General features: G+C 33.6%; 11 protein-coding genes. All 11 read left to right on the forward strand.

Translation table 11 applies throughout. From position 1 onward, the window contains the following. Nucleotides 1–1,779 (forward strand): SLBB domain-containing protein (locus I2I13_RS14805; protein ID WP_195649840.1); only part of this gene is annotated, 1,779 nt, incomplete at its 5' end. Between the two features lie 21 nt (nt 1,780–1,800). After that, nucleotides 1,801–2,925: a chain-length determining protein gene (locus I2I13_RS14810; protein WP_195649841.1), complete on the forward strand. Its 1,125-nt coding sequence runs from the start codon at nt 1,801–1,803 to the stop codon at nt 2,923–2,925. 19 nt (nt 2,926–2,944) lie between these two features. After that, nucleotides 2,945–4,351 carry an undecaprenyl-phosphate glucose phosphotransferase gene (locus I2I13_RS14815; protein ID WP_195649842.1) on the forward strand — a complete coding sequence of 469 codons (1,407 nt, stop codon included), beginning with the start codon at nt 2,945–2,947 and terminating at the stop codon, nt 4,349–4,351. Nucleotides 4,352–4,518: 167 nt separating this feature from the next. Further along, the gene (locus tag I2I13_RS14820; RefSeq protein WP_195649843.1) at nt 4,519–5,196 is read left to right on the forward strand and encodes a cytidylyltransferase domain-containing protein; all 678 of its coding nucleotides are present in this window, start codon (nt 4,519–4,521) and stop codon (nt 5,194–5,196) included. 26 nt (nt 5,197–5,222) lie between these two features. Then, nucleotides 5,223–6,503, forward strand: a complete 1,281-nt coding sequence (locus I2I13_RS14825) for a hypothetical protein (RefSeq protein ID WP_195649844.1) — start codon at nt 5,223–5,225, stop codon at nt 6,501–6,503. Between the two features lie 14 nt (nt 6,504–6,517). After that, complete coding sequence (locus I2I13_RS14830) at nt 6,518–7,813, forward strand: lipopolysaccharide biosynthesis protein (RefSeq protein WP_195649845.1); 1,296 nt, start codon at nt 6,518–6,520, stop codon at nt 7,811–7,813. Nucleotides 7,814–8,007: 194 nt separating this feature from the next. Beyond that, nucleotides 8,008–8,601, forward strand: coding sequence for an acyltransferase (locus I2I13_RS14835; protein WP_229128648.1), 594 nt, complete (start codon nt 8,008–8,010; stop codon nt 8,599–8,601). Between the two features lie 217 nt (nt 8,602–8,818). Then, nucleotides 8,819–9,907, forward strand: a complete 1,089-nt coding sequence (locus tag I2I13_RS14840) for a glycosyltransferase family 4 protein (RefSeq protein ID WP_195649846.1) — start codon at nt 8,819–8,821, stop codon at nt 9,905–9,907. A 137-nt stretch (nt 9,908–10,044) separates the two neighbouring features. Continuing rightward, on the forward strand, nt 10,045–11,232 hold the full coding sequence (locus tag I2I13_RS14845) for an O-antigen ligase (RefSeq protein ID WP_195649847.1): 1,188 nt from the start codon (nt 10,045–10,047) through the stop codon (nt 11,230–11,232). Further along, nucleotides 11,222–11,947, forward strand: a complete 726-nt coding sequence (locus I2I13_RS14850; protein WP_195649848.1) for a glycosyltransferase family 2 protein — start codon at nt 11,222–11,224, stop codon at nt 11,945–11,947. The genes I2I13_RS14845 and I2I13_RS14850 overlap by 11 nt, the downstream gene beginning before the upstream one ends. A 13-nt stretch (nt 11,948–11,960) precedes the next feature. After that, on the forward strand, nt 11,961–12,671 hold the full coding sequence (locus tag I2I13_RS14855; RefSeq protein WP_195649849.1) for a glycosyltransferase: 711 nt from the start codon (nt 11,961–11,963) through the stop codon (nt 12,669–12,671). The last annotated feature ends 133 nt before the right edge of the window (nt 12,672–12,804 follow it).

Raw genomic sequence — 12,804 nt, forward strand, 5'->3', positions numbered from 1 at the left:
ACCTCTGACATCCGTCTGACTTTGGGCAGCATACGTACTATCCAGATCAATGTAATGGGTGAGGTTGTCCAACCGGGTACTTACTCCCTCTCTTCTTTTGCCACAGTCTTCCATGCGCTTTATCGTGCTGGTGGAGTCAGTGACATAGGAAGCCTTCGCAATGTGCAGCTGGTACGTAACGGCAAAAATATCGCCACGATCGACGTCTACCAATTTATCATGAAAGGAAACATTCAGGATGACATCCGCCTTCAGGAAGGGGATGTAGTAATAGTCCCCGCCTATGACGTATTGGTTAAGATCGACGGAAAAGTGAAACGCCCAATGCGTTTCGAAATGAAAAAGGATGAAAGCCTATCCACTCTTATCAGCTATGCCGGTGGCTTTGAAGCCGACGCCTACACCCGTTCCTTACGTGTCGTACGCCAGAACGGACAGGAATATGAAGTAAACACAGTCAAAGACCTTGACTATAGTGTCTATAAAATGCGAAACGGTGATGTTGTGACCGCCGAAGCCATCCTTAACCGCTTCATCAACAAACTAGAAATCCGTGGAGCCGTTTATCGTCCCGGCATCTACCAGCTGAATGGAAAACTGAATACAGTCCGTGAACTGGTAAACGAAGCTCAAGGCCTGACCGGTGATGCCTTCTTAAACCGTGCCGTTCTCTACCGCCAGCGTGAGGACTTGACTACCGAAGTTGTTCCGGTAGACATTAAGGCTATCATGGACGGTACTTCTCAAAACATCATCCTGATGAAAAACGACATTCTTTATATTCCGAGTATTCATGACCTGGAAGACAGGGGCAACGTCGTAATCCACGGTGAAGTAGCCAAACCGGATTCTTATCCTTATGCGGATAACATGACCCTTGAAGACTTGATCATTCAAGCAGGTGGATTGCGTGAAGCCGCTTCTGTAGTCCGTGTAGATGTATCCCGTAGAATTAAGAATCCGCGTAGTACAGTAGATAACGATACTATCGGCCAGATATATACATTCTCCCTGAAAGAAGGTTTTATAGTGGATGGCACTCCCGGCTTTGTACTTCAACCTTATGATGAAGTTTATGTACGTCGTAGTCCGGGTTATCAGGCTCAACAGAATGTAGTTGTTGAAGGTGAAATTCTGTTCGGAGGTTCTTATGCTATGACTAGCCGTGAAGAACGTCTTTCGGACTTAATTAATAAAGCGGGAGGTGCAACGAATTATGCCTACTTACGTGGTGCCAAACTGACTCGTGTGGCCAATGCAAGTGAAAAGAAACGCATGGGTGATGTGATCCGCTTGATGAGTCGACAGTTGGGTGAAGCTATGATGGACTCTTTGGGTGTCCGTGTGGAAGATACCTTTAGTGTAGGCATTGACTTGGAAAAGGCACTCGCGAATCCTGGAAGTACAGCAGATATTGTTTTGCGTGAGGGTGATGTGATTTCTATTCCTAAAAATAATAATACGGTTACGATTAATGGTGCTGTGATGGTTCCGAATACAGTTTCTTATATAGAGGGGCAGAATATAGATTATTACCTAAATCAAGCAGGTGGTTATTCTGAAAATGCAAAGAAGAGTAAGAAATTTATAGTTTATATGAACGGTCAGGTAACTAAAGTGAAAGGTAGTGGTAAGAAACAAATCGAACCAGGGTGTGAAATAATTGTGCCTAGTAAAGCTAAGAAGAAGACTAATATGGGTAATATTCTAGGTTATGCTACTACATTCAGTACTTTGGGAATGATGGTTGCATCTATTGCTAATCTGATTAAGAAATAAAAGATAACAGCTTATACCACTATGATAGAAGGGGAATTTGAGAAAGAAATAAAACAGGAACAGAATAATCGTGCGACTGAAGAGATCGAAATCGATCTGATGGGTATTCTTCGTAAGATTATAGGTATTCGTAAGGTGATTTATAAAGCTGCTGGCATTGGTTTGGTGATTGGTATTATTATAGCAATAAGTATTCCTAAACAGTACTCAGTTGAAGTGACTCTTTCTCCAGAGATGGGTAATAATAAAGGTGGTGGTCTATCTGGCTTGGCAGCTTCTTTCTTGGGAAGTGACATTGCTATGAGTGACGGTACTGATGCTTTGAATACTTCTTTATCTGCTGATATTGTTTCCTCCACCCCTTTTTTGTTGGAACTTTCTACAATGAAAATAACAGGAATGGAAGATGAAACTATGACTTTAAATACTTATTTGGATGAAGAATCTCTTCCTTGGTGGAGTTATTTAATGGGGCTTCCTGGTATGGCAATTGATGGAGTACAGTCATTATTTGCTGAAGAGGATGAATCTGTATTTTCTAATAGAACTAATCAGGGCATAATTGAATTATCTAAAAGTGAGTCGAAGAAAATCAAAACTTTAAAGAAAATGGTTACTGCTACTATAGATAAGAAAACGTCTATGACCACGGTTGTTGTAACCTTACAGAATCCTAAAGTTGCCGCAGTAATTGCTGATTCTGTTGTGAAGAAATTGCAGGGATACATCATAGATTATCGTACATCCAAAGCAAAAGAGGATTGTTCTTATTTGGAGAAATTATTTAAAGAACGTCAGCAAGAGTATTATATAGCTCAAAAGGAGTATGCTAACTATATAGATTCTCATGATAATATCATTTTGCAGAGTGTGCGCGCTGAACAGGAACGGTTGCAGAATGATATGGGGTTGGCTTATCAGGTTTACAGTCAGGTTGCAAATCAACTTCAAGTTGCCAGAGCTAAAGTTCAGGAAGAAAAGCCTGTATTCGCTGTTGTAGAGCCTGCTGTGGTGCCATTGAAACCTTCGGGGATCAGTAAAAAAATATATGTTCTGGCATTTATCTTCTTATCTATTTGTGTTGTCATATTTTGGAATTTTTTGGGAGAAGACTTTCTGAATAAAATTAAAGATATCCGAGCTTAATATTCATTAGTTAAGTGATATGGCGTCAACTAATCAAATAAATAAAGTAGTAGAACTAATTGCCGTTTTAGGTGATCTGATCATTCTGAGTTTTTGTTTGTTTCAATTCCTATTCTTTTGGGAAAAAGTATTCATTTATTCACCTTTCTCTTGTACTACCTCCTTAATGATGACTTCGCTTAGTCTCTGCTATCTAGCATGTTCTGTGTCTCGTGGAAAAGCTTGGGATAGTAGAGAGATTCGTCCGGATCAGCTTGTATTACGTGTTCTAAAAAATATAATAACATTTTCCGTTTTTTGGGCATGTATTATGACTTTTAGTGGGATTTCTATCCTTTCTCCTCTCTTTTTTGTTATTTATTTTTTTATTCTCTTTATTATTTTAAGTATTTATCGAATTATCATTCGTCATTCACTGATTGGTTATTGTGCCAAGGGTAAACACAAACGTTATGCTGTTTTTATAGGTGGAGGTAATAATATGCAGATGTTATATGAAGAAATGGAGAGTTCTCTGGCATCTATTTATGAGGTAGTAGGGTATTTCGATATTGGGCCTAACGATGCTTTTTCATCTCAATGTCCTTACTTAGGTAGTCCTGATGGTTTTACTGATTTTATGTCTGGAAAAACATCTATAAAACATGTATTTTGTTCATTGTCAATGGAGCAGGGACGATATAATTTTTCTATAATGAATTATTGTGAGAATCATTTGCTCTATTTTCATGGTGTTCCTAATGTTTGTAAAGGTTTTCCCCGACGTATTTGGCATAGTATGGTTGGTAATATGCCGATTTTGAATTTGAGATATGAACCACTTAGTAAAATGGAAAACCGTGTGTTAAAACGGGTATTTGATATTGTGTTATCAGGAATTTTTTTGATTACTATTTTTCCTTTTGTTTATCTCATTGTGGGGAGTATTATTAAATTAACTTCTCCTGGTCCTATATTTTTTAAACAAATGAGAACGGGTTTGAGTGGTGTGGATTTCAAGTGCTATAAATTTCGTTCCATGAAAGTGAATAAAGAGGCGGATAGCAAACAGGCAACTGTTGATGATCCCCGAAAAACTCGTTTTGGAGATTTTCTTCGACGCTCTAACATTGACGAGCTTCCCCAGTTTATAAATGTTTTTAAAGGTGAAATGTCAATAGTAGGGCCTCGTCCCCACATGTTGTCTCATACAGAGACTTATGCCCGGTTGATTGATAAATATATGGTGAGGCACTTCATTAAACCGGGGGTAACCGGTTGGGCGCAAACACATGGTTTCCGTGGTGAAACAAGAGAACTATCACAGATGGAGGAACGTGTTAAGGCTGATATTTGGTATATGGAGCATTGGACGCTATTGCTTGATTTATATATTATTTATAAGACTGTGGCGAATGTGGTTGTTGGGGAGAAGAATGCATATTAAGATGAGAAATGATTTTGTGCTATAAAATATATAAAATTTAATATCCATTTATCGCATGTTTTGAATGAGGTGTAAAATATAATAAACTAAGTCCGTTTGGTGTCTGTCTTTAAAGAAATAAGTTTTTTAAGGGGTGCTAATTGGACGATAATGAGCGATTTAAAATTATGAAAAAAATTACAGCAGTTATTCCTATTAGAAAGGGTTCTCAAAGAGTTGTTGATAAAAATTTGCGTTCCTTTGCTGGATCTAATCTTTTGGCAATAAAAATAGAAAACCTTAAAAGGGTTGAGGGGATTGATGAAATTATAGTCAATACAGATTCGGAACAAGCAATTGAGATAGCGCAAGAAATGGGTGTTTCATTTCATCGTAGAGAAGATTATTATGCTTCTTCAAGATGTACAGGAAGCGAATTTTTTGAACATTTGGGGCAGACTACTGATACCGAAATATTTGCATATTGTCCAGTGACTTCTCCTTTTATTAAGATAGAGACGATGGAGGCTGCTATAAATATGTTTAAAGAAGATAATGAGTTTGATTGTTTATCAACAGTTTCAGTGATTAAAGAATTTATGTGGTTAGATGGGAAAGCAATAAATTATAATCCTTTAAATGCACCCAATAGTCAAAATTTGCCAGATATTGAAGCTTTGAACTTTGGTTTTACCTTAATAAATAAGAGTGATTTGATAAGATACCGGAATATAATAGGAAAAACCCCTCAGTTTATAAGAACTACTGACATAGAGGCTATTGATATAGATACTCCTTTGGATTTTTTTGTTGCAGAGCAGATTTATATCAAAACAATTATTGAAGCAAAGAATTTATTAGATTGATTAGTGTCAGTGGATATTCTGACTGAATGAAAATGAATACTACAAAATTGTTTTCGAGTTTAAATGGGATCGCTTTCAAGGGATTTCCCAGTGTAAGATGGAATTTTATTTTTGGCAGACTTTCTTTATATTTCCAATGTGACGAATTTGGAACACGTACTAAGATAAGTAGCGTATTAGATTTCTTTTATTCCTTGTTTTTCCCAAAAGCGCCTTGCTATAATATTGAGGTAAAGAGTGAAAAAGGCATTTTGCTTCTATGCACTTGTTGTGATAGAAGAACGAATATAGATAGATTACATATTGTAGGTGATTTGATATTGAATAAAACCGTTATTTTAGGAAAATCTCATAGAACGTTTAATATTATACATACAATTAATATTTTGCGAAATATGTCATACTGGTTTTTATCATTTAGAAAACGAAATATATCGTTTATACAGAAATTGATTATACTTAATAGATTGGCATACTTGCATCAAGTGTTAGCTTATATTGATGAAAATATACAAGTCCGGGACTATAGTTTATTTGTATCGTTCTACGATTCACTGATAGAGGATAGTTTTTGGGAAGAAATATTTCGACTTAGAAACATAAAAACGGCCTCTTTACAACATGGACAATTTATTTCATATCGTGAAGATACGGAAATTAATTGTGGGATTGAATTACGTACATTTAAAAGTGATTTTCTGTTATGTTGGAATAATTACACAAAGAGAGAAGCCATAATGTCTGGAGTTGAGGAATCAAGATTACCAGTACTAGGTATTATAGGATATGCAGCTAAAGAACACTGGAATCAATCTATGAAGCCCAATAATGATATTTTTGGTGTCGTTATTGGACATCCTGATTATATAGATGAAAATATTGTTTTAATAAATGCCGCTAATAATTTATCTCGAACGAAAGGATTTAAGTACTATCTTAAATTACATCCTAACTATAAAGAAGATTTTTTTAAAGATGTAGTGGATCCAAGTCACTATATAGGCAATGTTATCAAAGGCATTGATATGATTGAGTATGCAAATATGGTTGATTTTTCAATTGTGGGAAGTTCTACTGTATTTACAGAGTTAATATTTTTGAGGCATGAAATTATAAGATATTCAAATCAAAGTATAGAGGATAAATATCGTGATATTAAGGCAGGATTAATTTTCAGTAAGCCGGAAGAAATTGTAGATGTTTATGATGAAGGAAATTTTGAAGTTAATAGTTTATTTGACGATTTATGCTCTGTTCGCGAAGTAAGGCTTTCTTATCGGAATTTTTTCTCAACCTTTGATGTTTAACCTTATAATGAGTCATGCATATTTTTAGGAATAGAATAAAAAGCTTCTTGCAGCACCCTATATTTAAGCTAACAGCCATATATACTGTAACTGATGGTATAACTAAATCTATTTCTTTTATAGTATTACCTATTGTTTCTTATTTTATTGTGCCTTCAGAATTAGGTATTGCTGCTAATTTTGATGTTCTTCAAAATATTATCATCTTACTGGCTGGTCAGGTACTTGTTAATTCACTGCCATATTTCTACTATGAAAGGACAAAAAAGGAAGTTTCTATATTAGTTAGTAATTTACTTTTTCTAGTTTTACTAGTTAATGTAATTCTTGCAATAATTATTCTTTTCTGTACTAATATAATAGAAGGTTATCTACATATAGGACTATCATTACAGTTGCTTACTGTATTGAGTAGCTTTTGTATGCTTGCTAACAATGTGAACTTCATTTTATATAAGATGGAAGATAGTCCTATTAGTTTTGCAAAATTGCAAATAGGACAGGTGATTTTGTATGTTGGGTTACTTGTTATTTTGGTGGTAGGATATAACCAACAAGCATTGGGGAAAATTCTAAGTTATGTTGTAGCAATATCTATTATGTCTTTTATTCATCTGTATTTATTATACAAGAGAGGATATTTAATATTTAAAATAGAGCTTAATATTCAAAAGACTTTAGTGCAATTTGGAATACCTCTTTTACCACATTCTTTATCTTTTTGGATTAAAAGTGGTATGGATAAAATTATTCTTACAACATATTGTGGGCTTAATATTAATGGAATTTATTCAATGGCCTTAAGTTTTGGGGCGGTTTATGCTTTATTTAACACATCTTTCAGCAATGCTTATGTTCCAGAATTACAAAAAAGGTTATCTAAGATGACTCCGGAAAATGAACGTGAGGAAAAAAAGTTTCTCGTAAAATTGTCATATAAATTAGGGGGCGTTTTCTGTGTGTTGTGTTTTCTTGTTATTATTCTATGTTGGCTTGTGGTTCATTATATTTTGAGTGAACAATATGCTGCTTCATTCCAATACATACCATGGATAATATTATCATCTACAATATATTCATTTTATGGACTAGTCATTCAGTATCCATATACTGTGAAAAAGACATTTGGATTAGGACTAGTAACATTTCTTGGTAGTATTTTTCAGCTATTACTGACTTTTTTACTCGTAAAAACAATAGGAGCTGATGGTATAAAATATAGTCTAGTTTTGGGCTCCTTAGTTATAATGTTGGGTGTCTGGTGGTATAGTAATAAAGTTTATCCTATGCCATGGTTGTCGCGTCTATAAAAGAATGAATATTAAAAAAGAACTTAATTGTCAATCAATATATAACTCAATGTGGGTTACAATACTTTTGTGGATATTATAGCTATACATGAGTGCTTACAAGAAAACTAAAGGTTTAAACTGATAGTATTTATACATTAATGATGTTGAAGAAATTTGTATACAAGTTGTGTCGTTTACTGAAGAGACTTCGAATGGAATTTCATATCCAATGGAATAAGATAAAGTTTTGGATGAATGATATAGAGTTTGGGGCAGGTATGAAAGTTTACAATGTGATATATCTTAGTAAACATACAGAAGCACAAATGACGATTGGACAAAATTTAGTAATAACAAGTGGTGAGTCATTTAATCCGTTATGTCGTAATATACGTGCAAGTATATGTTTAGAATATCCTACATCTGTCATTGAGATTGGTGACGATACTGGGTTGTCATCACCTTGTGTTTGGGCCAAAGAACGTATCACGATAGGAAGCCGTGTAAAAGTGGGGGGAGATTGTATTCTTATGGATTCGGATGCACATAATTTGGATTATCGTATAAGAGCCTCGAAGGAACAAATAGGTCAAATATCAAAAGATGCATTAACGGCAAAAACGGCTCCGATTGTGATAGAAGATGATGTTCTCATTGGGACTCGTTGTATCATATTAAAAGGAGTAACTATCGGTGCACGAAGTGTAATTGGGGGAGGAAGTGTAGTTACTAAATCAATACCGCCTGATTGTATTGCTGCCGGAAATCCATGTAAAGTGATTAAATTTATAAATCATGATTTATAATGAATAATCCATTAATATCTATTGTTACTGTAAGGAGGAATTTGCCTCATAAGGGTGGTTTGTTGTGTTATGGTGCTTTTCGTTATACCTTTATATTTTGGAGCAGATGGGCTAGCTTTTTATTGAAGCTTTGATATTTGTATTGAATAATAATTATAATCGTTATAGTGCTAGTTGCAATGTCGCTATAGTTTTATGTGGAAAATAGTGAAATGATATGTCAAATTTGAAAATATATTTTTTGGTTGAATGGTTGAAAAATAAACCTAAGACTTGGTCTGGTACAAATTGGGGGCTTTATACTGCTTTATTACGAAAGGCATTAGTTAAAGACATTAATCTAAATAAAAACTTTATAGAACGTGTAGGTGGGAGGATTTGGAGCTTGTTTGATATGGGGATAGCAAAAATTAAAAGACAAAGGAACTATGCTCGTAGAGTAATATGTAATACTGAAGAAGGACAAGTGCTTCAATTTGCAGAAGTTTTATTTGATTCATCTCATCTGAAGACCTATATATATCAAGATCTTTCAGTTTCGTATATTGAATATATGGCTAAATATATTCCTAATGTTTTTGCCGTTTCAGCTTTTGGGCATTTATCTATTAAAGCTATTGAACGCAGAGTGTTAATTCAGAATGAGTATTATCTGAAATGTAGTGGTATTTATACTATGGGAAAATGGCTAGCAAATGATTTGGTGGACCGCTGTGGGGTTTCTTCTTCTAAAGTTCATCATGTTGGAGGTGGCATTAACTTGGATAAAACACTTATAGATTACGAAAAAAAGGAAGGTAATAAATTGTTATTTGTAGGGAGGGATTTTCGTCGTAAAGGCGGTCTGTTGTGTTATGATGCTTTTTGTCACTTAAAAAGAATACGTCCTGATGTCGAATTTTATGTTGCAGGTCCCTCTACTAATCCTTTTCCTAAGAATAAGGTTAGCGGGTATTATTTTATGGGTGATTGTGATTCTCAAAAACTAGCAACATTATTCAATTTATGTGATGTTTTTGTTATGCCTTCATATTTTGAAGCATATGGACTCGTTTTTATTGAAGCTTTGACTTTTGGTCTTCCATGCATTGGTCGTAATGTTTATGAAATGCCTTATTTTATAGAGAATGGCGAGACTGGGTATTTATTGGATAAGGATGATGTAGATGAATTAGCTAATTTAATGAATCAATTGCTTTGTGATGAACGTATAAAACAAAATGTAAAGAATAAGAGAGATTGGTATATCAATGAATACTCTTGGGATACAGTTGCTGATAGGATTATTAAAGCAATGAAAGGCTGATGTTAATTACAGAAAAAGTATGATACAATTAGATATATATTAAAATCATCTGTGTCTTGAAGAACGTTTTTTTTAAAAGGTATATGCTTGAAGAAAATTTGCTAACAGGTAACAGGATATTTGTATTATAGAGAATTATGATATTAACAAGAAGAAAACAGTACATATGGGATTATTTTGTTGCTCTTGTCTTTATTTTTACTACGGGAACAATTGTATGGTTTCAGTATGTTACTCCAGGAGTCGCATTTATATTTTTTTTGATTATTGCTGTTATTAATAGTTTCATATATAAATCCCGTATTCCTTTTGGTGTTAAGAATAAATCATTTCGTTATTGTTTATTTGTTTTTTTTCTATGTGGATTAGGAATGGTCTTTTTTTATAGTCCTCCTAAAGAAAATTCGATAGTAGGCTATCTTGTAGTAATGTTTGCTTCTTATTTGGTTATTTCTCGATATGATTTCTATTATTTTAGGCGTCTTTTAACTAATGTCGTTTTTGGGATAGTTTTATTAGGCATTCCCGTGTTTCTGTTGACAGAAATAGATCTATTACCTCTGACAGTTCTTCATGTTTCAACTGATTATGAGATGTTTTTTATTTATTCAATTGGTTGGCCCAATCATTTTGGTCGATTTGCGGGAATTTGGCACGAACCGGGTGCATGTCAAATTATTTTAAATATCATTCTGTGGTTACATATTGATGAGGTAAGGTCTTGGAGATGGGAGAAAGGGTTATTAGTCAAATTAATTGTGATATTAATAGGGGTAATTTTGACTTTTTCTACTGGTGGATATATTGTGTTTCTACTATTTCTATGTGCATGTGTATGGAAACTACCTATGAAAAAGAGGACTAAGCATTGGCTTTATCCATTAATCTTTGTCTCTTTTTTATGTGTAATAGTAGCTATTTTGAATAGCGAAACAGTATATGATAAGCTCTTTTCTGAAAAAACAAGTGTATCCAAAGTAAGTAGAACATTAGATATATTAGCTATGTGGCAGATGGCATTAGAACGTCCATATTGGGGATATGGATTAGGTACTATTGATTTTTGGAAGAGATCCGAAGCCTTAGGCAATGTAGCTTGTAGTAATGGACTTATTTATGGTTTTGCATCTATGGGATTTATTTGGGCATTTGTTTTTTTGTTCCAAGTATACCATTCTATAAAACGAATGAGTTTTAGTGTATCCCCTTTGTGGTTATTTTTGGCTTTTCTATTACTTCAGTCTAATGAAAGATATTTAGAATTCCCTATAACATTTCTTTTCGTATTTTATTTTTATTCATATAATGTAAAACATGGAAAATAATAAAAGCCCGTTAATTAGTATCATAACGGTCTCCTTTAATTGTGTTAAGACAATTGAAGAGACAATTCTTTCAGTTATCAATCAGAATTATACATCTATTGAGTATATTATTATTGATGGAAAAAGTACTGACGGTACAATTGAAATAATTAGAAAATATGCAGATCGAATATCTTTTTGGGTTAGTGAAAAAGATGATGGAATTTATGATGCAATGAACAAAGGATTAAGACAAGCTAATGGTGATTTTGTTCTCTTTTTAGGAGGAGATGATCATTTAATCTCATTTCATGTATTGCAGGATATTGTGCCTCAAATGCAAATAAATCGTGTTTGTGTATACCATGGAGATGTGTATCGTTATGTTAGCAAGGACATTTATGGAGGGAAATATAATCGTTATAAATTGGCTATAAAAAATATACCCCACCAAGCTTTATTTTATCCAAAGTCGATTTATAAAAATTATAATTATGATGTGAAGTATTCGCTTTTTGCCGATTATCAATATAATATAATATTGTTTTCAAAATACCCTTTTGAATATCTAAACCAAATTATTACTTGGTTTAATGATGCGGGAAGTTGTGTTAAGCATCGTGATGTATGTTTTGATAAAGATCGAAAATATATTATTAATACTTTTTTGGGATATATACCTTATTGTATTTCTGTATTTTATCATTTTTTAAGGAGGGTGATAAAGAATGGTTAGAGTCAGTGTGTGTATGGCTGTGTATAATGGTGAAAAGTTTATAAAACAGCAAATAGAGTCCATATTGAAACAACTGACAACAGAAGACGAATTAATTATTTCTGATGATGGAAGTACGGATGAAACTTTGCGAATTATAAATGATTTCCAGGACTGGCGTATTAAAATGATATGTAACACACAAAAACATGGATTTATTGGAAATTTTGAAAATGCTTTGCGTTATGTTTCTGGTAATTTTATATTCCTTTCTGATCAAGATGATATTTGGGAATCGAATAAGATAGAACGCTGTCTTTACTTTCTACAACAGTATGACATGGTGGTTCATAATGCTTTATTAGTAGATTATAAAGGTGAGTCTTTGAATAAGAAATATTTTGAAAACTTGCATACTTCTAATCGCTTTCTATATAATTTCTATAAAACGAGATTTCTAGGTTGCTGTATGGCTTTTAATAGAAAGGTGTTGATAGAGTGTTTGCCTTTTCCTGAAAATATAGTGGCACATGATTATTGGATTGGTATGTATTGGTTATTCAAATATCATCGAAGTGTATATTTCTCCGAAGAAGTCCTCATGTGTTATAGAAGGCATGGAGGGAATGTTTCTACTTCCTCTGAAAAGTCAAACAATTCATTTTTTTACAAAATTCTGACGAAAAGATTTTTTTTATTAGAAGCAGTTATTAAAAGATTTATTAAAACACAGTTTGAATATTAGTGTCATCCCTATATCGATTTATAGTGTTGACTGGGTAGCATCTAATGTATAGTTTTAAAAGAGTGTATTAATTCATTTTGACTGATTATGTTCTTGTTGACTGGAAAAAGTGTTTATCAAATTGGGTGTGATG

The sequence above is a fragment of the Bacteroides sp. D55t1_190419_B8 genome, assembly GCF_015558905.1.
Lineage (GTDB): Bacteria > Bacteroidota > Bacteroidia > Bacteroidales > Bacteroidaceae > Bacteroides > Bacteroides vicugnae.

What these genes read in the sequence shown, in the direction of transcription:
- I2I13_RS14810 (WP_195649841.1), top strand. Translation starts at nt 1,801, where the DNA reads ATGATAGAAGGGGAATTTGAGAAAGAAATAAAACAGGAACAGAATAAT.
- I2I13_RS14815 (WP_195649842.1), top strand. Translation starts at nt 2,945, where the DNA reads ATGGCGTCAACTAATCAAATAAATAAAGTAGTAGAACTAATTGCCGTT.
- I2I13_RS14820 (WP_195649843.1), top strand. Translation starts at nt 4,519, where the DNA reads ATGAAAAAAATTACAGCAGTTATTCCTATTAGAAAGGGTTCTCAAAGA.
- I2I13_RS14825 (WP_195649844.1), top strand. Translation starts at nt 5,223, where the DNA reads ATGAAAATGAATACTACAAAATTGTTTTCGAGTTTAAATGGGATCGCT.
- I2I13_RS14830 (WP_195649845.1), top strand. Translation starts at nt 6,518, where the DNA reads ATGCATATTTTTAGGAATAGAATAAAAAGCTTCTTGCAGCACCCTATA.
- I2I13_RS14835 (WP_229128648.1), top strand. Translation starts at nt 8,008, where the DNA reads ATGGAATTTCATATCCAATGGAATAAGATAAAGTTTTGGATGAATGAT.
- I2I13_RS14840 (WP_195649846.1), top strand. Translation starts at nt 8,819, where the DNA reads ATGTCAAATTTGAAAATATATTTTTTGGTTGAATGGTTGAAAAATAAA.
- I2I13_RS14845 (WP_195649847.1), top strand. Translation starts at nt 10,045, where the DNA reads ATGATATTAACAAGAAGAAAACAGTACATATGGGATTATTTTGTTGCT.
- I2I13_RS14850 (WP_195649848.1), top strand. Translation starts at nt 11,222, where the DNA reads ATGGAAAATAATAAAAGCCCGTTAATTAGTATCATAACGGTCTCCTTT.
- I2I13_RS14855 (WP_195649849.1), top strand. Translation starts at nt 11,961, where the DNA reads ATGGCTGTGTATAATGGTGAAAAGTTTATAAAACAGCAAATAGAGTCC.